The sequence below is a fragment of the Methylobacterium terricola genome (genome assembly GCF_006151805.1).
Taxonomy (GTDB): domain Bacteria; phylum Pseudomonadota; class Alphaproteobacteria; order Rhizobiales; family Beijerinckiaceae; genus Methylobacterium; species Methylobacterium terricola.
On the sequence record NZ_VDDA01000006.1, the window covers coordinates 1 to 25,903 of the forward strand.

Sequence of the window (25,903 nt, forward strand, 5' to 3'; positions counted from 1 at the left end):
GCAAGGGGGCTTTACGCGCATAAGAGATGGGTCTGGCGCCGTGCCCGCCATCAATCTTGGCGGGACCGGAGATCCGACAAACTACTATACGAATACGTACCACGCCTTCTACAGCCGGGACTTCGCGACGCGGTTCGCGAGCATCTGGTCGTCAGGCCTCGAAGTGTTCGGCTTCATCCGTCCAGGCATCTATACAGTGGCGACGCTTCCGGCCGGGTCCAACGGCACGGTCGTCTATGCCTCCAATGCTCGCAAGGTCACGGAAGGTGCCGGCGCTGGTACGGGCGTCATCGCCTTCTATTCCAACGGCAACTGGCGGAGGCTGTCGGACGACAGCCCGGTCGCAGCATAGGGACAAAGATCGTGCAGCCGTTTCTCTACGAGTTCCTGTATCGCGGCCGGCCGGCCGGCTCGGCCGAAGCGCCGGCCTGGCACGTCATCCTCGGCCAGTACGTGACGCCCCCGGGGGCGCGCGAGGCGCAGTTCGTGGCGAGCGGCGCCCTGACCCCGGCGCAGGCCGAGGCCGCCGGGTTCCCGCTCTCCGCGGTGCTGGCGGGGATCGACGCGGCGGCGTTGGCCGGGCGGGATGCGGCCCTGGCCGAGGCGGAGGCCGCGCGGCGGGAGCGGGACGCGGCGGCGAGCGAGCGCGACGGCGTGGCGGCCGAGCGCGACGCCCTGGCGGCGCAGCTCGCCGCGCGCGAGCCGGGGCCGGCGGCGACCCTGCCGGCGGTATCCGACCGGCAGTTCTTCCAGGCGCTCGCGCTGGCCGGGGCGATCGACCCGGCCGAGGCGCTGGCGGCGGTGATGACGGGCACGCTGCCGGCGCGGATCGACGCGGCGGTGGCAGGGCTGCCGGAGGCCGAGCAGTTCGCCGCCCGGATGCTGCTGTCGGGCGCGACGGCGTTCGAGCGCGGTCACCCGATGGTGGCGCGGCTCGGTGCGGCGCTCGGCTACGACGCTGCCGCGCTCGACGCGCTGTGGCGCCAGGCGGCCACGCTCTGATCCCCTGCCTGTGCCCCCTGCCTGTGCCCCCTTGCCTGTGACCCCTTGCCTGTGATCGCGGCCTGACGCGCGGCGTCAGGGCCGGCGCGCTGCCCCCCCTACAATCCGGAGAGACGGTATGACCGCGGCGACGTTCGAGCGGGCGCTTTCGCTCGTCCTGACACACGAGGGCGGGTGGTCGGACGACCCGCACGACCCGGGCGGCGCGACCAACCTCGGGGTGACGATCGGCACGCTGAGCCTGTGGCTCGGCCGTCCGGCGACGAAGGCCGAGGTGCGGGCGCTGACGGCGGCATCGGTGGCGCCGCTGTACCGTCGGCGGTTCTGGGACACGATCCAGGGCGACGCGCTGCCGGCGGGTCTGGATTACGCGCTGTTCGACTTCGCCGTGAACAGCGGGCCGAAGCGGGCGGTGATCGGGCTGCAGCGCGGTCTCGGCATCGCCGACGACGGCAAGCTCGGGCCGGTCACCCTGGCGGCCGTGGCGAGGCACAAGCCCGCCGACCTCATCGACGCCCTCTGCGACGGGCGACTGGCGTTCCTGCGAGCACTGTCGACCTGGCCGCGGTTCGGCAGGGGCTGGGGCCGGCGGGTCGAGGAGGTGCGCAAGGCGGCGCTCGCCATGGCGGCCGAACCGGTGGCGCCGACCGTGCCGACCTGCTCCACCTGCGGCAAGCTGCTGGCGGCGTGATGCTGATCGGAGCTGCCTTCGGCTGCCTCGCGATCGTGGGCGCCGTCGCCGTCGTCATCCTCCTGCCGCCCTGGATCGGCCGGTAGCACCCAACCCCGCGCCGGCCGGGCTCGCCGAGCATCCCCACGATCAGGACACTCCCATGAACGCGATTCAGGTCGCGAGCGCCTTCCGCGCGCTCATCATCTTCGTCGGCGGCGCCCTCGTCACCAGGGGGTGGCTGACCGCCGAGCAGGTCTCGTACCTGACCGATGCCAGCACCCTGACCGCCGTGGTCGGCGCCGCGATGGCGATCGGCAGCTTCGCCTATGGCGTATGGACCCGGCGCCCGGCAGGCTTGCTGAAGGCGGCCGCATCGCTGCCGGAGGTCGACCGGATCACCGTCGCGCCGACCGCTGCCCCGCTGGCGGCGGCCGTGCCGAGCCCCAAGGTGACGGTGCCGTAGGCCCGCCATGCTGTTCCCCGCCGGCCCGAGCACGCCCGCCCACCCGGCGGGTGCCTACAGCTTCAACCGCCTGTTCGAATGGGCCATGGCGGTCATGATGCTGCTGATCGCCGTGACGCTCGCGCTGCCGGGCGACACGATGGAACGCGCCTCGCTCAAGCCGATCGCCGAGCTCGGGTTCAGCGAGGGCAACATGGCCTTCTTCTTCGGGGCGGTGGGCGTGCTGCGCGTCACCGCCCTCTGGCTGAACGGCCACATCAACAACGGGGTGACGAAGCCGAACGGCGCCAACATCCGGGCGGTGTGCTCGGCACTCGGCGCCCTGGTGATGGGCCAGCTGACGCTTGCCCTGGTGGTCGACGCCTTCACGGCCGAGGCGCCGTCCTTCGTCATCCCGGTCTTCGGCACCCTGACCGTGTTCGAGGCGATCTCGTGCTACGTGGCGCGCCTCGACGCGGTCGACCGGCGGTCGCGGCTCGGCCGGGCCCTGGCTGCGCTGGAGCGTGCGACGTGAGATGGAGCACCTGATCGCATTGCTGCCGCTGCTGTCGTCGATGCCGGCGCTGCAGGTCTTCGTCGGCGCCGCCGTGGCCGTCACGTGCGTCGCCATGGTGCTGAGGGCGAACAGGGACAGGCACGAGGTGCCGCCCCCGGCGCCCGGTTCGGTGGGGGATGCGATGGTGCATCTGCAAGGACCGGCCGAGGTGCTGAGCCTCCTGCGCGATCTGCGCGAACTCGGTCGCCAGCAGGTCGAGCACCTGGCCCGGATCGCGGAATGCGCGCGGGTCGCGCGGGACGAGGCGAAAGCCCAGACCGATCTGCTGCGCAGCATCGACCGGGAGCAGGTCCGCAATCACGGCCACGATTGGCGCGAGTAGCGCTCCGGAACCCGACGGGCCGCCCACTCGTTAACCAGCGGATCTTTTCGGACCCTCGAGACCCGCCTTCAGCCCCGCCGGCAGCCGCCGCGCGGGGCTTTTTCGTGCTGCGGGGCGGCGAAAGGCACCCCTGGCGCCGAGGGTCGGGATCCGGGGCGATGCGTATGAGGACGAGTCGCAACGCCGCCGTCGCACGCCTGCGGGGAGGGGAGCACCCGAAACACTTTTGCCTCCACGACTGGTGATTGGCGGACGCAGTCCCATGCGGCGAAGCCGGCACTCCCGACTTCGATCCCGCCAAGCCAGTCACATGTAGAACTTATTCCGCCTTTTGTCGCTGAATGCCGTTACGATGATTTTCGTAATTTTTTTCCGATGACTAGATCGAACGCTCCTCCCATTTGCTGCCTCAGCATCGGCTCGACCTTCGTCGCGACGACCAGGGCGGCGCAACCAGCGACGAGAGCCCCGATCACAAGCGAGGCAAGCGGCGGACAGCCACATGCAAGAGCAGCCCGCATGGCCAAGACACCGACGAACGTGTGCAGGAGGTAAAGCGGATAGGTCGTGAGCCCGAGCGTCCGAAGAGCCCAACCACCGCGGCTCCCAAGCAGGGCGTGAATTTTTTGATTGAGCGACAGGCTCAGCATCATCAAAAGCAAGAATGCGATAAATATGTAAATCGGAATATGACCCAGCGACGTGATACCAAGCTCGGTTTCCGTGAATCTCGTGTCATATGAAATTTGCAGAATGCTGCCGAGGCAGCAGATCGCAGCCACGGACAGGCGCCTGGTCGTCACTCCCTTGAATGCCATCAGCCAAATCAGCACACCCAGTGCAAAGTCACAGCCATGCGTGATGAGAAGGAGCTTGGAAACCCGCTTGCTTGCAAGAATATCCAGCCCTGGAAACCACGGGGTCGAGGCCATGATCCATATGATTGCGCTGACACTCCCGATCGCCGTCATGACATCTTCAATCTTATTCTCCTTTCGTAGCAAAATTAAAACAAATATGATGGCGTAAAAAGATATTTCAATCCCCAATGTCCAGTACACACCGTCAATCCACTGCGGGGCAGGGAATAAAACGAGTGTCTTTATGTATTCTATCACGATATTTTTTGCCGGGATTGGCAGAAACGCCAACGCTATGAGAAACGAGACGCTTGAGCATATCCACACCCCCGGCGCAAGTCGGAGGAACCGGCTGCGAAAGAAGCGATCTGGCGACGACCCTTCTGCCGAGTATGCGATTACGAAACCCGAGATGGCAAAGAACACAGGAACCCCGACCCACCCGACCGAGGCGACGCCGAGAAGCTCTGGAAATTGGGCGCGCCCATTCAGAAGCATCATCGCCTCGCTTGACGGCACACGCCACGACGTGCATCCCAGGTGAAACAGCATGACGGACACAGCTGCGCAAAATCTCAAGCCGTCGATGCCCAAAACCTGTCTTTGGTTGTAATTTTCGACTGCGCCTTTCGGCGGCGGCTCAATATGATGCATCACTTGGCATATTCCGCCCGCTGACAGGAAAAAGGATGTATGGATCCGGACGCCGAGATGGCGGCGCGCTTATTTCAGTATAAAGTTATTTTTCATAACGATCTATGACGAGAAAGATACGCCAACAAGCACCTTTAAGTGCGGACGAATACTGAGATGCGCCAGAGCAGGCTCAGAGCCCGCGTGCCGATGCGACAATGGCCGAGGTGGCACGCGGCTCGCGCCAGGACAGGATCTGAGAGGCCGGCACTGGTCGTCGGTCGTCATGACCTCCCGTGCCTTCTCGCAACCCGATCGGATGATGCAGAACGGCCGATCGGCGAGGGGGACCGTCCCATCCGGCAAAATGCCCAGCACGGACGTCAGTGACAGCATTGTCCTTGTTTTTCTATGATGAGAGAGCTGCATACTTCACATCAGCAGCACGAACTCCGCCCCTTTCGCGGGGCGGCCGCCAGGTCTCCGACCCGTCGTCGGACGAGGATTATCCGCCATCTGCGCCACAGGTCGTTGCGACGTGCGCCCCTCGCGACGGGCCTCGAAACCTGCCTGGTTCGCCGCAGGATGATGACCCGCCTGCCGCGAGAGGAAAGACAGGCGATTGCGCCGGCATCCCCTTGACGAGCGACGCCGCCGCCAGCGGAATGATCCTCCTTCACTCAGAACAGGCCGCCGACGCCGACGGGTGCAGGCCCGTCGAGAGCTCGCCCCGCGCGCCGGCATCGTGCTCGACACCGGCCCGTTCCCCCGTCGGATCCGACAGGATCGATTGCCTTGCCCGTCCTGCGTGCGCCGGGCCGGGCGGTGACGATGCATCGTTTTACGGATCAGGAACGCCCCATGACGTTTCAGTGCCCCGACCGGCTCGAGATCGAGGGGAAGGACTACTTTCTCCTCGGTTGTCCGTCCCTGCTACCGCCGGGCGATCCGCGTTGGGACTGGTGCCGCTTCGTCGGACGATCGACGGCCGATGCCCGCGGCTATCGTGCGCACTGGGCGATCAGACGGGGCGCCTTGTTCCTCACGAGCTTCGGAGGCACCGTCGGAAGCGATCGATCGACGCCGCCCGGTGGCGACTTCCGGGCCGCCCGCAGCCAAGACACCGTGCAGGTGGGGCTGCAGGACATCCATGAAACCGACGAGCCGATACCCGCGAGGTGGATCGCGGGTGATTTCCTCTGTGCCACGTCGGACAGCATCGACGGGGCATCCGGGGGGCCGGCACCCCGGCAATTCCGGATGCTGCGGCTTCGGCACGGACTCATCATCGCTGAGGCGACCTTCGAAAATCAGGGCCGCATTCCGCTGACGCACGCCCGCAGCGTCGATGCCTATTTTGAATCGGTGCTTCCCCGGACGGGCGACACCCGGTCGAAGCCGGCCGCCGGACCGTCACCGATGCCCGGGCTGTCCCAGGTGATGGCGGCGGAGGGGGCCACGGTGCCCGGCAGCCGTATCGCGTCGGTTCTATGGCAGTCGAGCCCCGCGGACCTGGATGGTCTCGTCGCGGGGCTTTCGCACCCGTGCACCGACGTCCGACGGTGGATCGCCTACGCGATCGGTCGCATCGGCGCCGATGGCGCCCCGGCCGTGCCGGCACTGCACGCCATGCTGCGGACGGCGGGGGACCCGGAGAGCGTCAGGGCCATCGTGTACGCGCTCGCACGGATCGGTGCGCGGGCCGCCCCTGCGCTGACCGAAGCCGTCAGGGTCGTCGAAGCGACGCATGGAGCGACGCATGGGTGGAACGCATCGAACCACATCGGAGACCTGATCAAGCAGGTCTCCTCCGCCACGCCGCCCGCGATTGCCGACCTCGTCGAAAGTCTTCTCGCGGCGCGCTACCTCGGCACGCAATGCGCGCTTGCTTACGGACTCGGCCAAGTCGGAGCGGCAGCCCTGCCGAGCCTGATCGATGCCCTCCGTCGCGCATCGGACGACCGCCAGCGCGCCGCGGTTGCGCGAGCGCTCGGCCAGATCGGTCGGGAAGGCGGCCCGGCCCTTGCAGACCTGCTCGACGCGCTGGAGGCGGCGACGGACGAGGACGCTTCATGCACGATCGCGGAGGCGATCAGGCATGTCGGGCTGCGCTCACCCGCTTCGCTGGCGCGGCTGGGGCGGGTGTTTCGTCGCCTGCAGGCCGACAAGGCCCTGCAAGCGGTCGCCGCCGCGATGGCGGCCCTCGGTCGCCCGTCGATCGCGGTCTTGCGTGAGGAGCTCGCGGCTGCCCAGCAGGCCCCGGCACGATGCGCGATCGTCACGGCCTTGGGTGGAATCGGACCGCCGGCCGCGGCTGCGCTCCCTTCCTTGATCGCCTTGGCCGACACCGCCGAGGACGCGCCTCTGATCGTCGCGATCGCGCGGGCCTTCCACCACGTCGAAGCGCCAGCCGGAATCACGCTGACCGCACAGATCCGGGCGCTGCGCGCGACGGATTGCAGCTCCACGCGCGCCGAGATCATAACGGCGATGCCGTCGGGCGCCGCGGTCGGGATCCCGGCTCTCCACGGCCTGGTCGAGACGATCGTCGCGCAAAGCCGTGGCGCGGATGGGCGGCGGCTGTCGGTGCTGCTGGGCGGAATGGGACCTGCGGCCGTCGATCCGGTGCGCGACGGCCTGGTGCGGGCGCCGAACGACGACGTCCGGGTCCTGCTGATCCAGGCCCTGGGATCGATAGGCCCGGCCGCCCGGCCGGCCATCGGGTCCATCGTCGCGTCCCTGGCGCGCGCGCGCCAGGATTCCGTTCGCTTGCAGATCATCGATGAACTCAGACGCATTGGCCAGCCATCCGCAGATCATCTCCACGATCTGGTGGGCGTGCTGGAACGGACGACCTTCTTGCCGATCTGGTGGCGCTTGAGCCTGCTTCTCGGCGGGATCGGCGAGCCTGCGGTCGAACCGCTCACCCGCTTGCTCCACAAGGCCCCATCGGATGACCTGCGCCGCGCGGTGGCGAACGCGCTCGGTCAGATGGGGACCCTGGCAAGTCCGGCCGCCCCGGCACTCGTGTCCGTGCTGCAGAAGACGCACGATGCACGGGCACGGAACGTGCTCGCGTCGGCAGCGCGAAAGATCGGCATTTTTCTTACGAGAACGCGGAGCTATTTGACGTAGACGAGCAGCCGGGCATCGCATGAGCCGCGGCTGCCGTCCTCGTCGACCCTGCGCGGCTTCGGGCCGGCTGCCTCAAAGGTAGGCAGGGTGATCGTGCCGGGGCCTCGGCGACGCTCGACCACCCTCCATACCCTGTGAGCGCGTCACAGTCAGGGCTTCGTCGAGTGCCCGCTTCTCACGCTCGCGGGTCTCGGCTTGGTTCTCGAGGCTCGCGTCCAGAGACCGGGAGCGAGCAGCGAACACTTGCGCGAATCGGGTGTCTGAGTGGTGAGCGGTCACGCTGCCTCCAACTGCCTCGTCTCCCGAATGAGGCGATCGCCCCAAACCTGTCCGTAGCGCCATGCTACCGCGAGGGCCGACCGTCCCGCGAGCGCTTGGCTCCCGGCAGCGTTCAGGTCCCCGTCCAACAAGCCGTGGCAAAACTCGCGCCAAAGGTCGCGAGGCCTGCATCGAGGATCGGTCTTGCGCCTTTCGGGCTCGGTCCATGACGGATCGCATCGGGGCTTGGCGCACCGCCTATCGTTCGGGACCGGGGAGGGTGCAGGAAGGGCGGTCGGGGAGGGACCGGCCATGTGCCGCCGAAACGTCCGGCAGCGATCCGGGGCCGCGCCCTGTTTCCGACATGCGCCGGTGGCTCGAAATGCACCGGCCAGCGGCGGGGATCCCGATCCCGCCCGTCATTGATTCAAGACCGGGTTCCCCCTCAACCGCTCCACCGCCAGATCCACGAACGTCCTCACCTTCGCCGACGCATGCCGCCCCTCCGGGAACACCACATGGATCGGCAGCGGCGCCTCCTCGTGATCCGCCAGCACGATCCGGAGGCGACCATCCGCGAGGGCCGGCCCGATCTGGTAGTGGAGCACCCGGGTCAACCCCCAGCCGGCCAGCGCCGCGGCGATCGGGGCCTCGCTGGTGTTGCAGTCCAGGGTCGGGTGGAGGGTCACGCGCTCGTCATCGCGAAACCGCCATTCCGGGGAGGGCCAAGCACCGGTCGAGACGGCGATGCGGTGCGCCTTGAGGTCGGCGGGCGTGGCCGGGATGCCATGGCGGGCCAGATACCCGGGCGCGCCACAGACCACGCGGCGCACCGCACCGACCCGAAGCGCCGTGAGGCCGGAATCGGCGAGGCGGCCGATGCGGATCGCCACGTCGATGCCCTCCTCGACGATGCTCACCGGCCGGTCGACGAACAGCGTCCGGGCTTTCACCGCCGGGTGGGCGTCGAGGTAGTCGGTGAGGATCGGCAGGACGTGGATCCGCCCGAACAGCACCGAGGCGGTGACCGAGAGCGTGCCGGTCACCATCCCGGTCTGGCCCGCCGCCGCGGCCTCGGCCTCCGCGATCTCGGCGAGCAGGCGCCGGCACTCGGCGACGTAGCGGCTTCCGGCCTCGGTGAGCCGGACATTGCGGGTGGTGCGCAGGAACAGCCGGGCGCCGATCGCCGCCTCGAGCGCCGCCACCGCCCGGGTCACCGCCGGCGGGCTCATGGTCAGGTGGCGGGCGGCCTTGGCGAAGCTCGCCGTCTCGGCGACCTTCGCGACGATGCGCATGGCCTGCAGGCGATCCATGGCCCCTCCCGCCGGCCCCTACGGCGGCCCGCCGGCGCACAGAACGCCGCGTCGACCGCCGCGCGTCAACCGGCGGGCGCTCACGCGCCCTGCGCCGCCCGATCCCCGCCCGGCGCCGCCGGGCGGGGATCGGAGCGGATCCGGTCGGCGGCCTCCTGCCAGTCCCCGGTCCCGAGGGAGGAGGGCGACGCCCCCTGCGGCCGCGCGATCCAGCGCAGGGGCAGCGCGGCGCGCCGGCGCACGACCCGGCGCGGGCGGAGGGTCCAGAGGCGCTCGGCGCCGCGGAAGGCCGCGATCTCGGGCGAGTCGAGGATCACCCGCGCCTCGCCGGTCACCTGCAGCAGGTCGCCGGTCGCGAAATCCGGGACGACCAGCCCGGCCCGGCCGTTGAGCCAGATGTTGCCGAGGGTGGCGAAGAACAGGTTGCCGGAGAAGTCGGGGATGGTCAGCGTGCCGTCCGGGCCGACCCGGACGAAGCCGGCCTTGCCGCCGCGATGCGAGACGTCGACCTGGCGATGCCCGTCCTGCTCGGCGTAGGTGGCGACGAAGACGGTGTCGGCCGCGGCGATCGCCGCGCGGGCCGCGTCATCGAGCCCGGCGCTCTCCTCGACCGGTCCGGTGGACGGCGCGGCGGGAGCGGCAGCGGGAGCGGCGTCGCGCAAGGTGATGTATTGCGGGCAGTTGCCGAAGCTCTGCTCCACCGCGAGGTGCAGCCCGTCGCCGGCGGCGGCGCGCAGGACCCCGTTGACCCGGTTGCGGCGGCGGGTGTGCAGCTCGATGCCGAGGAGCCCGACGGCCTCCCCGGCGCGCAGGCCCTCGGTGGCCGGATCGGCGGGATCGGGCCGGACGTCGAGGGTCAGCCGCCGCGGCGTCGGCGCGGCGACGAAGCCGGGGGCGCCGGCGAGCAGGGTCGCCCAGGCCTCGCCCCGGGCGTCGACGCTGCCGGCGACGACGAAGGGAAGCCCGGCGAGGAACGCCCGGTGCTGGTCGGGCATCGCCTCCCGAACCACCCGGCGGCCGATCTCGGCCATGCGCGCGACGACGCCGACCGTCGCCTGGAGTGCCGTCTCGCCCGGGTGCCAGGGCGAGGCTGTCGTGGTGTCGCTCATGTCGTCCTCCGCTCCGTTCGGCCGGGCGCGCCGTGGCGGCGCACCCGGCCTGGGTCACGTCCCGGCGGGAATCACGCGGCGGCCGAGAGGCCGGCGGGCGTCTCGGCGAAGGGGAGGAAGCCCGGCAGGGCCTCGATCCGGCGCAGGAAGGCGCGGACGCCGGCATAGCCCGCGAGGTCGACATTGCCCTCCGGCGCGCGGGCGAGGTAGCTGTAGAGCGCGACGTCGGCGATGGTCGGGCGGGTGCCCACCAGCCAGTCGCGGCCGGCCAGATGCGCCTCCAGGCGGCCGAGCAGCCCATGCGCCCGGGCGATCACCTCCTGCGGGTCGAACGCCGCCCCGAACACCGTGACGAGCCGCGCGGCGGCCGGGCCGTAGGCGAGCTCGCCGGCGGCGACCGAGAGCCAGCGCTGCACCGCGGCCGCTCCCGCCGGGTCCTCGGGCAGCCAGTCGGTACGCCCGAGCGTCTTGGCCAGGTAGACCAGGATGGCGTTCGAATCGGCGACCACGGTGCCGTCGTCGTCGAGCACCGGCACCTGGCCGAACGGGTTGAGCGCCAGGAAGTCCGGGGCCTTGTGCGCGCCGGCCTTCAGGTCGAGGGCGATGGCCTCGTGCGGGACGCCGAGCAGCGAGAGGAAGAGGCGGGCCCGGTGGGCGTGGCCGGACAGGGGATGGTGGTAGAGCTTCACGATCGCGCTCCCTGGGGGCGGCGGGATCAATCCCGCGTTGCACCCCCAGATGGCCACACCCACCCCGCGACGAGAATGCCCGCTTTCGGCAGTTCATCGTTGCAGGGGGTGGAATAATCGCCCGCCCGCGGACAGGAGGCGTGCCGGCGTGGCATCACCCGCCGGCGCTCTTCAGGGTGAAGCGGGTCATCTCGGAGGGGCGGCCGAGGCGGAGCGCGAAGCCGGGCCAGATCCCGGTGCCGTTGCCGACATAGAGCGTCATCCCGCCGACGGCGTAGGCCCCGGACACGAAGCCATTGTTGCCCCGGGCCACCAGCCGGTCGAGGCCGAGGATCATGCCGCCATGGGTGTGGCCCGAGAGCTGGAGCGCGACGCCGCGCGCCGCCGCCCGTTTCGCGGCCCTCGGCTGGTGATCGAGGAGCACGACCGGCGCGCCGGGCGGGGCGCCGGCGAGCGCCGCCGCGAGATCGGGCCCGGCCTCGCCGGCATGGGGCGCCGAGGCGTCGGTGACGCCGGCGACGACGAGGCGGGCCTCGCCGCGGGCGATCACCGCGTGGGCGTTCGGCAGCATCCGCAGGCCGAGGCCGGCGAGGTGGCGCATCCAGGCGGGATAGTCGAAGAAATATTCGTGGTTGCCCGGGATCGCCAGCACGCCGTCCGGGGCGCGGAGGTCGGCGAGCGGCGCCACGTCGTCCCGGCGCATCGCCACCGAGCCGTCGATGAAGTCGCCGGTCACCACGATCAGGTCGGCGCCCGCCGCGTTGGCCCGCGCGACCACGGCTCTCGCCCAGGGCGCCGGAAACAGGCGGCTCAGATGCAGGTCGGTGAGCTGGAGCAGCCGGTAGCCCTCGAAGTCCGGCGGCAGGCCGACCACCGTCACCGCGACGTCCCGGACCGGCGGCACCCGCGCGGCGTTGGCGACGCCGATCGCCGCGAGCAGGCCGGCGAGCCCGGCCGCGCCATAGCGCAGGCCGTCCGGGATGGTCACGATGCCGCGCTGCACGAGCGCCGTCGCCAGGGCGCCGAGATCGAGCGCGATCTGCAGCACGGCGAGCAGCACGAGCGCCCCGAACGCCCAGTTGAGCAGCAGCACGACCGCGCGGGGAAACTCGGGCGCGAAGACCGAGCCGGAGGAGAGCCGGTTCCAGAGGTGGAACTGCGAGGCGAGGAGCAGCAGCAGGGCGAGCGCGGCCTTGGCGGCGAGCGGCAGCCCGAGGGGCGCGAGCCAGCGGGCGATCACCAGGAGGCACGGCGTCGCGAAGATGAGGTGGAAGATGGCAGGCTCCTGTCGTCGTTCGGCGCGCCGGAGGGATGGCACGTTTCGCCGCCTCTGCCAGCGCCGCCCCGCCGCGACGGAACCGCGCCCGCCCCTCGCGGGGCGGGTGCCTGTCCTCAAGCCAGCATCTCGCGCACCAGCGGCGCCACCTTGGTACCGTAGAGCTCGATCGAGCGCATCGACCGCTCGTGCGGCAGCGGGCCGGCGCTGTACTTGAGCTGGAACCGGCCGAGGCCGAGGCCCCGCACCGTCGCGGCGATCTTGCGCGCCACCGTCTCCGGGCCGCCGAGATAGAGCGAGCCGTGATCGGCCTCGCGGTCGAATTCCTGGCGCGTCATCGGCGGCCAGCCGCGCTCGGCGCCGATGCGGTCGCGCATCCGCTTGTAATCGGCGAAGAACTCCTCCCGGGCGCCGGCATCGGTCTCGCCGACATAGCCCGGGGAGTGGACGCCGATCGGCCGCACCGTCCGCCCGAGCTGGGCGCAGGCCCGGTGGTAGAGGTCGACGTAGGGGCGGAAGCGCTGCGGATCGCCGCCGATGATCGCGAGCATCAGGGGCAGGTCGTGATGGACCGCCCGCACCACCGAGTTCGGGCTGCCGCCGACCCCGATCCAGGTCGTGGGCGGCGTCTCCGGCGTGGGATAGACGCTCTGGTTCTCGAGCGGCGCCCGGGTGGTGCCCTGCCAGGTCACCGGTCCACCGGCGAGGAGCCGGGCGAACAGATCGAGCTTCTCCTCGAACAGGGTCTCGTACTGGTCGAGGGCGTAGCCGAAGAGCGGGAACGACTCGGTGAACGAGCCGCGGCCGAGGATGACCTCGGCGCGGCCGTTCGAGATCCCCTGCAGTGTCGAGAAGCGCTGATAGACCCGGACCGGATCGTCGGAGCTCAGCACCGTCACCGCCGAGCCGAGGCGGATCCGCTCCGTCCGCGCGGCGATCGCCGCCAGCACGATCTCGGGCGAGGAGACGGAAAAGTCCTCGCGGTGGTGCTCGCCGACGCCGAAGAAGTCGAGCCCGACCCGGTCGGCCAGCACGCCCTCGGCGACCACGTCGCGCAGGACCTGGCCGTGGGGCACGGGCTCGCCGTTCCGGGCGGTGATGTCCCCGAACGTGTCGAGGCCGAATTGCAGGGTCTGTGTCATGGAGGGCAAGATGGACGTGACGGGCCGCGTTTGAAATGCGCAGCCTTGCAAGGATGGGCTTGCGGTGGCGCATGGAGCGCCGGGAATCCGCCGTGCGGATCGAGCCGCCCCTCAGAACCGGAACATCCCGAGGGCGTCCTGCACCGCGTCCCGGGTCTCCGCGGTGATCGCCTTCGCCCGCGCCGTGCCGGTGCGCAGCACGTCCATGACGTGATCGGCATCGCGGGCGATCTCGGCCCGCCGCTCGCGGATCGGCCCGAGGAGGTCGCGCAGCACGCCCGTGAGGCGGGTTTTGAGCGCCGAGTCGCCGAGGCCGCCGCGCCTGTAATGCGCTTTCAGCGCAGCGACCGCCTCCCGGTCGGGATCGAAGGCGTCGAGATAGGTAAAGACCACGTTGCCCTCGACCCGGCCCGGGTCGCTGGCACGCAGGTGGCCGGGATCGGTGTACATCCGCTGCACCGCCGCCGCGATCTCGGTGTCCGAGGCCGAGAGCGGCACGGCGTTGCCGCCCGACTTGCTCATCTTGGCCCGGCCGTCGACGCCGGGCAGCCGCCCGACCTGCGGGATCAGCGCCGTCGCCTCGGGCAGGATCTCGCGGCCGGCCTGCCGGTTGAGGCGGCGGACGATCTCGTTGGTCTGCTCGATCAGGGGCGCCTGGTCCTCGCCGACCGGCACCAGGGTCGCGCGGAACGCCGTGATGTCGGCGGCCTGGGCCGCCGGGTAGCACAGGAAACCCGCCGGGATGTCACGGCCGAAGCCGCGGGCCTGGATCTCGTCCTTGATCGTCGGGTTGCGCTCGAGCCGCGCCACCGTGACGAAGTTCAGGTAGAGTAGGGTCAGCTCGGCCAGGGCCGGCAGGGCGGATTGCACGCAGATCGTGGTCAGCGCCGGATCGTGGGCGTTGTCGATGGCGCCTGAGCTTCGTCGAGCACTAGGTAATGACTGCAGCCGTCCGAGACAGATATGCAGCCGTGCCGCAAGACGATTTATAGGCTGAAATTAGAAGATGATGTAAAATTGTTTTGCAAGAATTTAAAACAAAATCGCTACTTGATATGATATTCAAACAAAATTGCTATTGCAGAAAAGGAAATCTTTGGATTGCAGTAGTTTATCTTTATTATTTTGAAGCAATGATTCGACTTGAAAAAAATCGTATGCGGCATATAGTTTTTATAGATTTAACGAAGGGTCCCCGATATGTCACAAAATATCGAAAGATTTAAGAAAGATCTTTCCGATTTAATGTTGAAGGGAAATCTACTTGCCATGTCGATGGAGTCAGAAATCCACACCCCAGAAAAAATGAAGAAAAGATTGACATCGCAGCTTGGAAAGGACGACGCGGAAAAAATAATGCAGAAACTCCCTAGTTTTAATACAGCGTACGAAGCATGGTTTTCAACGGGCTTACGGGTGGTGAAACAGCTTATACCAGACAGATTAGATCATTTTAAAGATATTTATGAAATTCCAAAAAATCGCAAAGATATTACTTATGCAACATATAGAATTCAAGATTACCTCATTGGACTTCGGGTTAGCAAATTTGGTGAGATTGTCGTTGGACCTGACGCTGGCCTCCTCAAATTCCGTCAACAGCTTGCAATAGTAAAGTCAGCAGAGGAGCGATTTACATCGTCTTTATTCGAAATAAAACAGATACTACAAGCCGATCTCTTTGACGCAGAAGTCGATGAAGCACGGGAGCTTTTGAAGAAGGGATTTTTGAGAGCTGCCGGCGCAGTATCGGGCGTCGTACTGGAAAAGCATCTTAAGCAAACATGCGAAAATCATAATATTAATATTTCCAAGAAAAATCCAGGCATCGGAGACCTCAACGAATTACTCAAGTCTAATTCTGTTGTTGATGTGCCACAATGGAGACACATATCAATGCTTGCCGACATTAGAAATATATGCGATCATAATAAATCGAAAGAACCAACAAAAGAACAAGTTGCAGATTTAATTGATGGAACAGAAAAGATTATAAAAACAATTTCTTAGTACGTAATTTACCCAACATATGATAATATAATATCTATTAAAAACTAATTTGGGATTGCGATGGCGGTCATCAAAAAAACCCTTAACCGCCTTCGCACTCCGCTTAAGTGATGCCGGATCCCGCCGCCTGCGGCTTCCCGCTCACCGCACCGCGCTCCGCCATCTCCTCGACCCCCACCCACAGGTTCCAGGCCGGCGCCACGCTCCAGCCCGCCAGCCCGATATGCGCCTGCGGCATCCGGTAATGCAGCACCGGCCGCGGGCTCACCTTCTCGTCCGGCGGCAGGGCCGCGCGCACGCCGGCCTCGTCGCGGTGGGTCAGCAGCGGCAGCAGGTCGAGGCCGCGGTGGCGGGTCGGGTTCGCTGTCAGGTAGTCGCGGGCGAGGGTATCGAGGTCGGGCTGGTAGGCCGGGTCGAGCACCTTGGCGGCGTAGGCCGGGGGGAAGGGCGGCGGCAGGCCGCGGGCGGCGAGGAAGCCGCCGGCCGCGGTCGCCCGGCGCAAGGCCGGCTCGGAGCGGAGATAGGCCTTGAGCAGGCCCGCGATCGTCCCGGCGGTCAGGTCCGGCGGCTCGACGTTGAAGTGCAGGCCGAGCGAGCCGAGCAGCACCGCGCCGCGGCCGCGCCCACCGGCGCCGTGCAGCAGGGCGGCCATCCGGTCGACCTCGGGCAGGCGGTCGAAGGCGAGGGGGCCGGTGATCGCCTCGCGCGGCACCACCGGGCTCAGCAGGGCCCCGAGGGTGCGCCCGGCGGCACGGACCGGCAGGCGGGGCGTCGCGCCCGGATCCGGCATCCGGCGCTGCGGGTGGGCGGCGCGCAGGTCGAGCTCGACCCGGATGTCGCCCAGCGACGAGCCCTCGACCTTGAAGGCGTGCGGGTCCTCCTCGGCGACGCGCCCGCCGAGGCCGGCGGCGAGCGCCGCGGCGGCGATCCGGGCCGGGGGGCCGATGAACTCGATCTCGACGCCGACCCGGCGCGGCGTCCCGTCGGCCCGCAGGGGCCGGGGCGGCATCAGGAACTCGGCCGTGCGACCCTCGGGTTTTGGCGGCGCGGGCTTTGACGACTCGGGGTTGGGCGACTCGGTCATGCAGGATCCGCTCACGACACCGCCGTCGGGACGGGCGACGGCTGAGCCATAAGAACGGGTTCGAGCCCGAACAGGTCCGGGCAATCCTCCTCGCCGGGGCGGCGCGGCAGGCGGCGGGCCGGCGGCGCGTCGGGACCGAGGAGGCGCATCACCCGCTTCGAGGCGGCGACCGCGAGGTTCTCGCGCTTGGCCCGAGCCTCGACCCGGGCGAGCGCGTTCATCGCCGGGCCGAGCACGGTGAACTCGGCCCGCAGCCCGTCGTCGAGCACGCCGACCAGCACCTCGCCGGCATGCAGGGAGGCGGTCAGCGCCAGGGGCGGCAGGTCCTGCCGCCGGCGCGCCTCGTTCATCCGCTCCATCCGCGCCTCGATCTCGCGCACGCAGGCCAGAGCCGCCGCCGCCTGCCCGGCCGGCGTGCCGTCGACGAACTGGGCCAGGATGCCGTCGCCGACATACTTGTCGACGAGGCCGCCATGCTCGGTGACCGCCGCGTGGGCGAGCGCCCGCACCGCCAGCAGCCAATCTAGCACCCGGGCCTCGCCCCAGCGCCGCGTGAGGGCCGAGAAGCCGCGGATGTCGAGGGCGAGCAGGCAGGCATGGCGCGGCTGGAGCACCGTCGCCCCGTCGCGGCGCACGAGGTCGATCCCCGCCGGCACGAAGCGCGCCAGGGTGGCGCGCTCGTGCTCCAGGCGCAGCATCGCGGCAAAGCCCCGGCGCAGGCGGAACGCCCCCTCGATCACGAAGGCGGCCGCCACCACGAAGGACAGGAGCCCGAACACCTGCGGCCCCGCCGGCGGCAGGCCGAGATGCGGGTTCAGGAGGCCGAGGCCGAGCGCTCCGGACCACACCCCGGCGACCAGGGCGGCGAAGACCACGGTGTGGCGCGGCCTCAGGGTCAGGCCGGATTCGAGCAGCAGCAGGAAGGCCGGCAGCCGGCTCGCCATCGTGCCGGGCTCGTCGGCGCCGTCGGAGGCGGCCATCATGAATTCGAGCACGATGTAGGCGGCGAGGCCTGCGTCGAGCAACGTGGCGATCCAGGCGAGCCGCGCGCTGTTGCGCCGCCGTACCGTGGCGGCGATCCACAGCGAGGACACCGCGTAGCCGCCGAGGATGAACCAGTGGCTGCCGGCATGCAGCACGCCGTCGCTGAGGAAGGCCGAGACCGCCAGCACCCCCAGCATCACCAGCCGCATCGCCAGCACGCGCACGGCGGTGCCGGCCGCCAGGCCGTCGGCCAGATGGGGCCTGTCCCCGGCGCGGCGCGGCGCCGTGGTCCTGCCCGGCGGGCTCGGCTGTCGTGTGGTCATGCTGGCCGCAAGCCTTACGCGCAGGCGATGGGTGCGTCGAGGCCGTAAGCCCGCCGCGCGGCGCCGGCGCGGTCCCCCGATTGGTCCGGACCGCGACGCCGCCGCAGGCCGCGGGAGGGGAACGGGAGGGGTGCCGCTCCGTTCCGCGGGCGGCCCCCTTGCGCTGCATCAGGCGGCCCTCCATCTATAGACCATCCAACCAGATGGTCCAGGGATGGCGCGAGGATGGCGGACAAGGTTCACGAACTGCGGCCGCGGCTGCCGGACAGCGAGAAGGTGACGGTCAATCTCGGCTTCGTCGATCTCGGCCGCATCGACCTGATGGTGCGGGACGGCTTCTACGCCAACCGGGCCGACTTCATCCGCACGGCGGTGCGCAACCAGCTCGACCGCCAGGACGAGGCGGTGCGCCAGTCGGTGGCGCGGCGTCAGCTCAGCCTCGGCCTGACCCACATCACCCGGGCCGAGCTCGAGGCGGCCCGCGACGCCGGGACGCCGCTCAAGCTCCAGGTCCTCGGGCTCGCCAGCATCGCCGACGACGTCACGCCCGAGCTCGCCCGCGCGGCCATCGCGTCGATCCACGTGCTCGGCGCCTTCCACGCCAGCGCCGCCGTCAAGGCGGCGCTCGCCGACCGTATCGCCTGACCGGTCGCGCCGCGGCCGCTCCCCAGCACAGGATCACGCTCATGAACCCGTTCGACACGTTCCCCGGGGCCGGCCCGATCGACTTCACCAAGGTCGACCTGACGAAGGTCGATATGGCCGAGGTGACCCGCCTCACCCGCGCCGGCCGCCTCACGGAGGCGATGGCGCTGATCCAGGGCCGCGCCCCGGCACCCGAGCCGGCATCGCGCTCGGCCGCGCCGTCGCCGCGCGGGCCGGAGGCGGTCATCGACCTCGTCGCACCGACGGAGCCCGGCGCGGCCTGGACGGCACCGACGGGCCCAGGCTCGTCCGGACAGCACTCCGCCGCGAACGGCGCCTCCGGCCAAGGCTCCCCTGGTCAAGGCTCCCCTGGTCAAGGCTTCGCCGGCAAAGGCTTCCCCGATCTCCCCGAGGCGATGCGGACCCTGCGCGAGGCCGGACCCGGCCTGGCCGGCAAGCTCCGCGAGGGCCTGCAGGGGCTCCAAGGCTTGAGCCAGGGCCTGGGTGACGCCTTGGGCGGAGGCTTGAGTGGGGGACTTCCGGGGGCCGGGCTGACGGCCCGCCGCCCGGTCCCGGTGCCGGAGGGCGCCCGGTTCGAGGAGCGGACCTTCGCGAGCGCCGCCGGCAGCCGGACCTACAAGGTCTACGTGCCGAGCGGCCGGCAGGGCGAGCGGCTGCCGGTCGTGGTGATGCTGCACGGCTGCACCCAGGACCCGGACGATTTCGCCCTCGGCACGCGGATGAACGCGCTGGCCGAGACGGACGGCGCGATCATCGTCTATCCGCGCCAGGAGCGTTCGGCCAACGCGCAGAAATGCTGGAACTGGTTCCAGCCCGCCGACCAGGGCCGCGGCGCCGGCGAGCCGGCGCTGATCGCCGGCATCGCGCAGGCGGTGGTGGAGGAGTTCGGGGCCGATCCGGCCCACGTCTTCGTCGCCGGGCTCTCGGCCGGCGGCGCGGCGGCGGCGATCCTGGCCGCGACCTATCCGGACGTGTTCGCGGCGGCCGGCATCCATTCGGGCCTGGCCTGCGGCGCGGCCCGGGACCTGCCCTCCGCCCTCGCGGCGATGGGCCAGGGTGGCACGGCGCCGCCGCGGACCGGCGCGACCGTGCCGACCATCGTCTTCCATGGCGACGGCGACCGCACCGTCAACCCGCTCAACGGCGAGCGCGTCGCCGCCCAGGCGCTGCCGGGCGACGAACTGACCGAGACGGTGACGCGGGGCGCGTCACCGGGCGGGATCTCTTACACCCGCCATGTCCATGCCGACGCGCAGGGGCGGGGGATCGTGGAGCGGTGGGTGCTGCACGGCGCCGGCCATGCCTGGTCCGGCGGCAGCCCCGACGGCTCCTACACCGAGCCGCGGGGTCCCGATGCCAGCGCCGAGATGCTGCGGTTCTTCCGGTCGCACGCCCGGGCGGCCTGAGGATTCACGCCTTCGGCGTCGAGACCCGCAGCAGCAGGGCCACCGGCAGCAGCCCGACCGCGACGATCAAGAGGGCGGCGACCGCGCCGTCCTCGTAGGTGCCGCGGGCGGCCTCGCCGTAGAGGTGGGTCGCCAGGGTCTCGACGTTGAGCGGGCGCAGGATCAGGGTCGCGGGCAGTTCCTTGACGCAATCGACGAAGACCAGGAGGGCACCGCCGAGCAGGGCCGGCCAGGTCAGCGGCAGGTGGACCCGCGCCAGGGCGCCGGTCGGGCCGCGGCCGAGCACCCGTGCGGCGTCGCCGAGCGAGCGCGGCACCCGGGCGAGACCGGCCTCGCTGCTGCCCGCCGTGACCGCGAGGAAGCGCACCACATAGGCGTAGACCAGGGCCGCCCCGGTGCCGAGGCCCATCGCGGTAAGCGACGCGCCGGCGAGCGCCCGGCTCACCGTATCGAGCAGGCCGTCGAGGGCGGCGAGCGGCGGCAGGAGGCCGATCGCCAGGATCGCGCCCGGCACCGCGTAGCCGAAGGTGGCGCAGCGCAGGAGCAGCCCGTGCCAGCGCCCGCCGAGGAGCCGCGGCCCCGCCGCCACCAGGAGGCCGAGGACGGTGGCGATCACCGTCGCGAGGCCGGCATAGACCAGGGTGTTGAGGCTCTCGGACAGGATCGCCCCGGACAGGCCGGCGAAGTGCAGGCGCTTCCCCGCCTCGACCGCGAGGTAGCCCGCCGGCGCCAGGAAGCCGAGGGCGACCGGCACGAGGCCGAGGCCGAGGGCCGCGAGCGCCGCCGGGCCGGCGAGGCGCGTGCGGCTCATCCGGCGCGGGCGCTGCGCCGCCCCGGCATAGCCGCGCCCGCGGCGGGCCCGGCGCTCGACCGCGATCAGGCCGAGGCAGGCGGCCAGCATGACCAGCGCCAGGCCGGCGGCGCCCGGCAGGTCGGAGCGGTTGACCCAGGTGTCGTAGATCGAGACCGTGAGGGTGCGGACGCCCAAAAATTCCGCCGCCCCGATGTCGTTGAGGGCTTCCAGCAGCGCCAGGCTGGCGCCGAGCGCGATGGCCGGGCGGGCGAGCGGCAGCGCGACGCGGCGGAACACCGCCCCCGGCCCGGCCCCGAGGCTGCGCCCGGCCTCGACCAGCGTCGCCGACTGCATCAGGAACAGCGCCCGGGTCGGCAGGTAGACGTAAGGGTAGAGCACGAAGCCGAGGAGCAGGATGCAGCCCGGGAGCGAGCGCAGGTCCGGCAGGATCAGGTCGCGCGGGCGGGCATAGCCGAGCAGCGCCCGGATCGCGCTCTGCACCGGGCCGACCGGGTGCAGCAGGTCGAGATAGGCGTAAGCCCCGATATAGGTCGGGACCGCCAGCGGCAGCAGCAGCGCCCAGTCGAGCAGGCGCCGCCCCGGGAACTCGTAGGCCGCGACGAGCCAGGCCGCCCCGGTGCCGACCATGACGACGAGCACCCCGACCCCGGCGAGCAGCAGGGCGGTCTCGCGCAGGGCCGGCGGCAGGACATGGGCGAGGAGGTGGGGCCATAGCCCGCCGGACCCCTGCAGCGCCTCGACGGCGAGCGACGCGACCGGGGCCAGGACCAGGAGGGCGACGAGGCCGGCGGCGAGGGTCCAGCCCCGGTTCGACGAAGCCCACGAGCGCCCGGCGGCGGGCCGCGACCGGACCGGCGGCGCGGCGGCACGCCCCGGCGCGCCGGTCGCCCGCTCCGAGGGAGCGTGAGCCGGAAGGCGCTCGGTCGCGGGATGCGCCGGCCGGGGCCCCGGCGGGACGAGGCGGCCCGAGGCTGGACCCCGCGTCATGACGCCGGCGCGGTCCGCCCGGCGCGGGTCACGAGCCGGCTCGGCGCGAGGACGCGCACCCTCAGAGCTCCATCAGGTCGCGGCCGACGACGATCTCGCCCTTGAAGTGCGGCCGCACCGCCTCGAGCCAGACCTCGTCCGTGATGAACGGGTAGCCGCCGGGCACGAAATGCGACAGCACCAGCGTCTTGACGCCGGCCTCGGTCGCGACGCGTCCGACCTCCTCGGTGGTCGTATGGCTGGCGATCAGGTGCTCGCGCAGGGTCTTGGCGTTGGGCTCGGTGGCGATCAGCTTCTCGAGCTCGGGCAGGTACATGACCTCGTGCACGAGCACGTCGGCGCCCTTGGCCAGCGCGATCAGGTTCGGCGAGTAGCGGGTGTCGCCCGAGATCACGATCGACCGGTCCGGGCAGTCGAAACGGTAGGCGAAGGCCGGCTCGACCGGCGGGTGCTGGACCAGGGCGGCCGTCACCGTCACGCGCTCGTCGCGCATCACGGGGCCGGGTCCCGTGATCTCGTGCGGCACGATCAGGTCGGCGAGCGGCGGGCGCCCCTCATCCGCCATGCGGGTCTTGATGTCGTACTCGTTGAGTTCGAGGAACTGGCGCGTCATCCGGGCGAGCGGCGGCGGCCCGTAGGTATCCACCCGGTGGGCGAGGTCGGTCGCCCAGGCGAGCAGGAGCACGTTGCCGTAATCGGCGTTGTGGTCCGAATGCTGGTGGGTGAGGAACACCGAGTCGAGCGAGCCGAGCTTGAGCTTCGCCAGCACCATCTGCCGGCCGGTCCCGTTCCCGGCATCGATCAGGTAGGTGTGGCCGTCGACCACGATCGCCTGGGCGGGGGCGGCCCGGTTCGGCTTCGGCGTCGGGCCGCCGGCCGTTCCGAGCAGGATCAGCCGCGAGCGGCGGGAAGCAGGGGCAGGGGCCGGCATCTGCGCCTGCGCCGCGCCCCCCCCGACGGAGAAGGCGGCGGTCAGGGCCGCCGCGCCGCCGAGGAGCGTCCGTCGGGTCGGGAGGCGAGGATCGTCAGGCATCGCAGGGTTCCAGCGTGGCGGCATCGGCCGGTCTTCCGCTCGTCCGGGACCGCGCCCGTCCGGTCAAGGCGCGGGCTTGCGCGAAGTCCGTGCCCGCGGCATCGCCGTTCGATGACGCGGGCAGGGCGGCCTTAGCGGTCGAACCCGACCTTGTCGACGAGCAGGCTCGCCGCCTTGCGGTTGCGGGCGATCTCGACGAGGGAGGTGGGGTCGACCTTGAGCGGGCCGAGGGCCGTGAGCAGCGGGTCGGCGGCGACGCCGGGCTTCACCGGGTACTCGTAATCGGCCTTGGCGTAGAGCGCTTGCGCCTCGTCGGAGACGAGGTACTCGAGCAGCTTGACGGCGTTGTCGCGGTTCGGGGCGGACTTCGCCACCACCGCGCCCGAGACGTTGACGTGGGTGCCGCCGCCCTGGAACGTCGGCAGCACCACCTGGATGCCCTCGCCCCACTTCTTCTGGTCGGGGCCGCCGCGGCCGCTGCGCATCAGGCCGACATAGTAGGAATTGCCCAGGCCGATCTCGCAGAGGTCGGCGACGATGTCGCGGGCGACGTCGCGGTCGCCGCCGCCGGCCTTGCGGGCGAGGTTGTCCTTCACGCCCCGCAGCCAGGCCTCGGTCTTCGCCTCGCCGTGCTTGATCAGGTAGGCGGAGATCAGCGCGGTGTTGTAGGGATGCTGGCCCGAGCGCAGGCAGACCTTGCCCTTCCACTTCGGATCGGCGAGATCCTCGTAGGTCATCCCGGCGAGGTCGCGCAGGTCGGGATCGGCATAGGCCACCCGGGCGCGGGTCGAGAGGGCGAACCAGCGGCCTTCCGCATCGCGGAGGTTCGCCGGGATCGCCGCTTCGAGAGCCGGCGAGCGCACCGGCTGGGCGAGGTCGCGGTCAACGAGCTCGATCAGGTTGCCGATATCGACCGTCATCATCACGTCGGCGGCGGAGCGGGCGCCCTCGGCGGCGACGCGCTCGGCCAGGCCCTTGTCGACGAACACCGTGTTGACCTTCACGCCGCTCGCCTTGGTGAAGGCGTCGAGGAGCGGGCGGATCAGGCCGGGCTCGCGGGTGGTGTAGAGGTTCACCTCGCTCTCGGCCCGGGCGGGCGCCGCGAGGGTGACGAGACCGAGAAGCGCGAGCGCGGTGCGTGACAGGGACAAGGGGCGTCTCCCGAGAGTGGCGGCCCCTTGAGAAGCAATCGCGAAACAAAATCAAGCGCGATAGATTTTACTTGTTTCAATGTAAGCGAGCGCAAGTCTGCCGCTCAACCCGCATCGTGGTCGGGCAGGACCAGCACCGCATCCGGCACCAGGGTCACCCCGACGGCGTCGCCCGGGCCGTAAGTGCCCGGATCCGGCAGGCGGGCGCGCACGCTTCCCTCCATGCCCGGCAGCCTGAGATGCAGGATGCAGGCCGCCCCCAGGAAGGTGCGGCGCGCGACCTGCGCGGCGATGCCCTCGCCCGGGGGACCGACCCGCAGGGCCTCGGGCCGCAGGCAGACCTGCACCGCGGCGTCCTCGGGCAGGTCGGGGGCCGGCACGTCGCCCAAGGGTGTCGCCGCCCGGCCGTCCCGGATGCGGGCCGGGATCTCGGCGGCATCGGCGAGGAAGCGGGCGGCGAACAGGCTCCCGGGCCGGCGGTACAGGGCCTCGCCGGTGGCGACCTGGACGATGCGGCCGCGGCGCATCAGGGCGATGCGGGTCGCCACCGCCAGGGCCTCCTCGGGGTCGTGCGTCACCATCAGGGCGGTGGTGCCGGTGCGGCGCAGGAGCGCCACCGTGTCCTCGCGCACCCGGTCGCGCATCCGCCGGTCGAGGTTGGAGAACGGCTCGTCGAGGAGCAGGAGCCGCGGTCCCGGCGCGAGGGCCCGCACCAGCGCCACGCGCTGCTGCTCGCCGCCCGACAGGGTCTGGGGGTAGCTGCCGGCATGGCCGGCAAGGCCGACCTGCTCCAGCAGCTCGTCGGCCGACGCCCGGGCGGCTTGCGGCTGGCCCTTGAGCCCGAAGCGGATGTTCTCGCGCACCGTGAGGTGGGGGAACAGGGCGTAGTCCTGGAACATCAGCCCGACGCCGCGCGCCTCCGGCGGCACGACCGCGCCCCCGCCGGCGACGAGGCGCCCGTCGAGCCGCACCGTGCCGGAATCCGGCGTCTCCAGACCGGCCACCACCCGCAACAGCGTGCTCTTGCCGCAACCGGAATCGCCGAGCAGCGCCATCACCTCGCCGGGACGCACGGTGAGCGAGACCCCGGCGAGGGCCTGCACCCGGCCGAAGCGGCAGGCCACGTCCTCCACCGCCAGGGCGGGCGCCGGGCGGGACGGGGCCGGATCGGTCATGCGGGGATCCTCGACGGGCGAAGGCAGCGTCGCGCTCATACACGGGCCGGCTGGCGCAGGCGAGGGCGCAGGGCCGTGCGCCGATCCGGCACGGGAGAGGCCGCGCCAGGGTCAATCGGGCGTTAAGCGGATTCGTCGAATCCTTCCCATCGCCGCGACCGGAGCGAGTCGGCGGCGCGGTCGTGAAGGGTGTCGGGCGTATGCGTAACCTGTCGGGCGAGAGCGGAACGGTCGTGGCGTTCCGGCGCAAGGAGCGGGCCGCGCCGGTGGAGCACGAGCTGGCCCCGAGCCCCCGGATCGCCGCCGCGCGGCGCGACCAGCGCAGCCTGATGGACACGGTCTACGAGGCCGGCACCCTGCCGGTGGCGGCCGGCGACCGCGAGACCAAGCTCCTCGCCTCGCGCCTCCTGGTCTACGGCTTCCTCACCATCGACGAGGTCGACGAGGACGGCGCCACCCGCCGCCTGCGCCCCTCCGAGGCGGTCCGCGCCGGCCGCGAGCGCCCCTGGCGCCTGTCGCGGGCCTCGCGCGGGGTGAGCCTGTCGGTGCCGATCCCGGCCCGGGACGGGTTTCTGTTCGAGATGGCGTGAGGGGCGCGCGTTCGAGCACCTCCCCATAGGCGAATCGCTCGGAACTGTTCGACCCGCCCGATGCCAACCCGTCATACGATTTCCGGTTGATTGCTTCGCAATGCGGAGATCGGCTTAGCTCAGGCGCCGCCTGGGCCCGAAACGACGCGGAGGATTCGGGGGGCCGTCGAGCGCAACAAGGCGGCCTCAAGGAGCCGAGGACGGCTGCCGCGACCTCCTGGGAACGCGAAACCCGGCACCAGCCAGTTC

23 protein-coding genes and 1 pseudogene are annotated in these 25,903 nt (G+C 70.3%); 11 read left to right on the forward strand and 13 right to left on the reverse strand.

The genetic code is table 11. The annotated features are described in order from the left end of the window. The 6 genes from FF100_RS15565 to FF100_RS15590 form a co-directional block, all read left to right on the forward strand. A partial coding sequence (locus FF100_RS15565; protein WP_205824901.1) for a hypothetical protein occupies window positions 1-352 on the forward strand: 352 nt, incomplete at its 5' end. 11 nt (window positions 353-363) lie between these two features. After that, a complete protein-coding gene (locus tag FF100_RS37080; protein WP_171070189.1) occupies window positions 364-1,002 on the forward strand; it encodes a hypothetical protein in 639 nt (212 codons plus the stop codon). 118 nt (window positions 1,003-1,120) lie between these two features. Then, the gene (locus FF100_RS15575) at window positions 1,121-1,693 is read left to right on the forward strand and encodes a glycoside hydrolase family 108 protein (protein WP_139036616.1); all 573 of its coding nucleotides are present in this window, start codon (window positions 1,121-1,123) and stop codon (window positions 1,691-1,693) included. Window positions 1,694-1,835: 142 nt separating this feature from the next. Further along, a complete protein-coding gene (locus tag FF100_RS15580; protein ID WP_139036617.1) occupies window positions 1,836-2,138 on the forward strand; it encodes a Pam3-gp28 family putative phage holin in 303 nt (100 codons plus the stop codon). A 7-nt stretch (window positions 2,139-2,145) separates the two neighbouring features. Continuing rightward, window positions 2,146-2,652: a hypothetical protein gene (locus FF100_RS15585; protein ID WP_139036618.1), complete on the forward strand. Its 507-nt coding sequence runs from the start codon at window positions 2,146-2,148 to the stop codon at window positions 2,650-2,652. Between the two features lies 1 nt (window position 2,653). Then, window positions 2,654-3,016 (forward strand): hypothetical protein, encoded by a 363-nt coding sequence (locus FF100_RS15590; RefSeq protein ID WP_139036619.1) that lies wholly within the window; start codon window positions 2,654-2,656, stop codon window positions 3,014-3,016. Between the two features lie 347 nt (window positions 3,017-3,363). Here FF100_RS15590 and FF100_RS15595 read toward each other — a convergent pair whose 3' ends face one another. Further along, the gene (locus tag FF100_RS15595) at window positions 3,364-4,530 is read right to left on the reverse strand and encodes an acyltransferase family protein (RefSeq protein ID WP_139036620.1); all 1,167 of its coding nucleotides are present in this window, start codon (window positions 4,528-4,530) and stop codon (window positions 3,364-3,366) included. 774 nt (window positions 4,531-5,304) lie between these two features. Here FF100_RS15595 and FF100_RS15600 point away from each other — a divergent pair. Continuing rightward, a complete protein-coding gene (locus FF100_RS15600; RefSeq protein WP_139036621.1) occupies window positions 5,305-7,644 on the forward strand; it encodes a HEAT repeat domain-containing protein in 2,340 nt (779 codons plus the stop codon). A 677-nt stretch (window positions 7,645-8,321) separates the two neighbouring features. Here the strand turns inward: FF100_RS15600 and FF100_RS15605 are convergent. The 6 genes and pseudogenes from FF100_RS15605 to FF100_RS15630 form a co-directional block, all read right to left on the reverse strand. Further along, window positions 8,322-9,215, reverse strand: a complete 894-nt coding sequence (locus FF100_RS15605) for a LysR family transcriptional regulator (protein WP_139036622.1) — start codon at window positions 9,213-9,215, stop codon at window positions 8,322-8,324. A gap of 131 nt (window positions 9,216-9,346) precedes the next feature. Then, a pseudogene (locus FF100_RS15610) lies at window positions 9,347-10,324 on the reverse strand (FAD-binding oxidoreductase); the annotation flags it as partial. 71 nt (window positions 10,325-10,395) lie between these two features. After that, a complete protein-coding gene (locus tag FF100_RS15615; protein ID WP_139036624.1) occupies window positions 10,396-11,013 on the reverse strand; it encodes a glutathione S-transferase family protein in 618 nt (205 codons plus the stop codon). Window positions 11,014-11,167: 154 nt separating this feature from the next. Next, complete coding sequence (locus FF100_RS15620; RefSeq protein ID WP_139036843.1) at window positions 11,168-12,289, reverse strand: metallophosphoesterase; 1,122 nt, start codon at window positions 12,287-12,289, stop codon at window positions 11,168-11,170. Between the two features lie 116 nt (window positions 12,290-12,405). Then, a complete protein-coding gene (locus tag FF100_RS15625) occupies window positions 12,406-13,431 on the reverse strand; it encodes an LLM class flavin-dependent oxidoreductase (RefSeq protein ID WP_139036625.1) in 1,026 nt (341 codons plus the stop codon). 111 nt (window positions 13,432-13,542) lie between these two features. Further along, complete coding sequence (locus FF100_RS15630) at window positions 13,543-14,421, reverse strand: tryptophan--tRNA ligase (protein ID WP_139036626.1); 879 nt, start codon at window positions 14,419-14,421, stop codon at window positions 13,543-13,545. Between the two features lie 210 nt (window positions 14,422-14,631). On the opposite strand from FF100_RS15630, the gene FF100_RS15635 reads away from it, so the two are divergent. Next, window positions 14,632-15,441 (forward strand): HEPN domain-containing protein, encoded by an 810-nt coding sequence (locus tag FF100_RS15635; RefSeq protein WP_139036627.1) that lies wholly within the window; start codon window positions 14,632-14,634, stop codon window positions 15,439-15,441. Window positions 15,442-15,544: 103 nt separating this feature from the next. On the opposite strand, the gene FF100_RS15640 is transcribed toward FF100_RS15635, so the two are convergent. Both FF100_RS15640 and FF100_RS15645 read right to left on the reverse strand, forming a co-directional pair. Continuing rightward, the gene (locus FF100_RS15640; protein WP_139036628.1) at window positions 15,545-16,525 is read right to left on the reverse strand and encodes an amidoligase family protein; all 981 of its coding nucleotides are present in this window, start codon (window positions 16,523-16,525) and stop codon (window positions 15,545-15,547) included. An 11-nt stretch (window positions 16,526-16,536) separates the two neighbouring features. After that, window positions 16,537-17,832 carry an adenylate/guanylate cyclase domain-containing protein gene (locus FF100_RS15645; RefSeq protein WP_139036629.1) on the reverse strand — a complete coding sequence of 432 codons (1,296 nt, stop codon included), beginning with the start codon at window positions 17,830-17,832 and terminating at the stop codon, window positions 16,537-16,539. A gap of 225 nt (window positions 17,833-18,057) precedes the next feature. Here FF100_RS15645 and FF100_RS15650 point away from each other — a divergent pair, with 225 nt between their 5' ends. Both FF100_RS15650 and FF100_RS15655 read left to right on the forward strand, forming a co-directional pair. After that, a complete protein-coding gene (locus FF100_RS15650) occupies window positions 18,058-18,477 on the forward strand; it encodes a CopG family transcriptional regulator (RefSeq protein ID WP_139036630.1) in 420 nt (139 codons plus the stop codon). A gap of 113 nt (window positions 18,478-18,590) precedes the next feature. Continuing rightward, the gene (locus tag FF100_RS15655; RefSeq protein WP_425463319.1) at window positions 18,591-19,904 is read left to right on the forward strand and encodes an extracellular catalytic domain type 1 short-chain-length polyhydroxyalkanoate depolymerase; all 1,314 of its coding nucleotides are present in this window, start codon (window positions 18,591-18,593) and stop codon (window positions 19,902-19,904) included. Window positions 19,905-19,908: 4 nt separating this feature from the next. Here the strand turns inward: FF100_RS15655 and FF100_RS15660 are convergent, their stop codons facing one another. The 4 genes from FF100_RS15660 to FF100_RS15675 all read right to left on the reverse strand — a co-directional run bounded on the left by FF100_RS15660 (window position 19,909) and on the right by FF100_RS15675 (window position 25,064). Continuing rightward, window positions 19,909-21,705, reverse strand: coding sequence for an ABC transporter permease (locus FF100_RS15660; RefSeq protein ID WP_139036632.1), 1,797 nt, complete (start codon window positions 21,703-21,705; stop codon window positions 19,909-19,911). 61 nt (window positions 21,706-21,766) lie between these two features. After that, window positions 21,767-22,738: an MBL fold metallo-hydrolase gene (locus FF100_RS15665; RefSeq protein ID WP_139036633.1), complete on the reverse strand. Its 972-nt coding sequence runs from the start codon at window positions 22,736-22,738 to the stop codon at window positions 21,767-21,769. 131 nt (window positions 22,739-22,869) lie between these two features. Continuing rightward, window positions 22,870-23,883: an extracellular solute-binding protein gene (locus FF100_RS15670; RefSeq protein WP_425463320.1), complete on the reverse strand. Its 1,014-nt coding sequence runs from the start codon at window positions 23,881-23,883 to the stop codon at window positions 22,870-22,872. 110 nt (window positions 23,884-23,993) lie between these two features. Continuing rightward, the gene (locus FF100_RS15675) at window positions 23,994-25,064 is read right to left on the reverse strand and encodes an ABC transporter ATP-binding protein (protein WP_139036635.1); all 1,071 of its coding nucleotides are present in this window, start codon (window positions 25,062-25,064) and stop codon (window positions 23,994-23,996) included. Between the two features lie 200 nt (window positions 25,065-25,264). Between FF100_RS15675 and FF100_RS15680 the strand changes: the two genes are divergently transcribed. Continuing rightward, entirely contained in the window at window positions 25,265-25,654 is a 390-nt protein-coding gene (locus FF100_RS15680; RefSeq protein ID WP_139036636.1) for a hypothetical protein, read from the forward strand. Window positions 25,655-25,903 lie beyond the last annotated feature (249 nt).

Bases quoted from the DNA above. Each gene is read 5' to 3' on its own strand.
- FF100_RS15645 (WP_139036629.1), bottom strand. From the start codon at position 17,832: ATGACCACACGACAGCCGAGCCCGCCGGGCAGGACCACGGCGCCGCGC.
- FF100_RS15605 (WP_139036622.1), bottom strand. From the start codon at position 9,215: ATGGATCGCCTGCAGGCCATGCGCATCGTCGCGAAGGTCGCCGAGACG.
- FF100_RS15660 (WP_139036632.1), bottom strand. From the start codon at position 21,705: ATGACGCGGGGTCCAGCCTCGGGCCGCCTCGTCCCGCCGGGGCCCCGG.
- FF100_RS15625 (WP_139036625.1), bottom strand. From the start codon at position 13,431: ATGACACAGACCCTGCAATTCGGCCTCGACACGTTCGGGGACATCACC.
- FF100_RS15635 (WP_139036627.1), top strand. From the start codon at position 14,632: ATGTCACAAAATATCGAAAGATTTAAGAAAGATCTTTCCGATTTAATG.
- FF100_RS15590 (WP_139036619.1), top strand. From the start codon at position 2,654: ATGGAGCACCTGATCGCATTGCTGCCGCTGCTGTCGTCGATGCCGGCG.
- FF100_RS15585 (WP_139036618.1), top strand. From the start codon at position 2,146: ATGCTGTTCCCCGCCGGCCCGAGCACGCCCGCCCACCCGGCGGGTGCC.
- FF100_RS15595 (WP_139036620.1), bottom strand. From the start codon at position 4,530: ATGCATCATATTGAGCCGCCGCCGAAAGGCGCAGTCGAAAATTACAAC.
- FF100_RS15680 (WP_139036636.1), top strand. From the start codon at position 25,265: ATGCGTAACCTGTCGGGCGAGAGCGGAACGGTCGTGGCGTTCCGGCGC.
- FF100_RS15665 (WP_139036633.1), bottom strand. From the start codon at position 22,738: ATGCCTGACGATCCTCGCCTCCCGACCCGACGGACGCTCCTCGGCGGC.
- FF100_RS15580 (WP_139036617.1), top strand. From the start codon at position 1,836: ATGAACGCGATTCAGGTCGCGAGCGCCTTCCGCGCGCTCATCATCTTC.
- FF100_RS15655 (WP_425463319.1), top strand. From the start codon at position 18,591: ATGGCCGAGGTGACCCGCCTCACCCGCGCCGGCCGCCTCACGGAGGCG.
- FF100_RS15575 (WP_139036616.1), top strand. From the start codon at position 1,121: ATGACCGCGGCGACGTTCGAGCGGGCGCTTTCGCTCGTCCTGACACAC.
- FF100_RS15650 (WP_139036630.1), top strand. From the start codon at position 18,058: ATGGCGGACAAGGTTCACGAACTGCGGCCGCGGCTGCCGGACAGCGAG.
- FF100_RS15640 (WP_139036628.1), bottom strand. From the start codon at position 16,525: ATGACCGAGTCGCCCAACCCCGAGTCGTCAAAGCCCGCGCCGCCAAAA.
- FF100_RS15675 (WP_139036635.1), bottom strand. From the start codon at position 25,064: ATGACCGATCCGGCCCCGTCCCGCCCGGCGCCCGCCCTGGCGGTGGAG.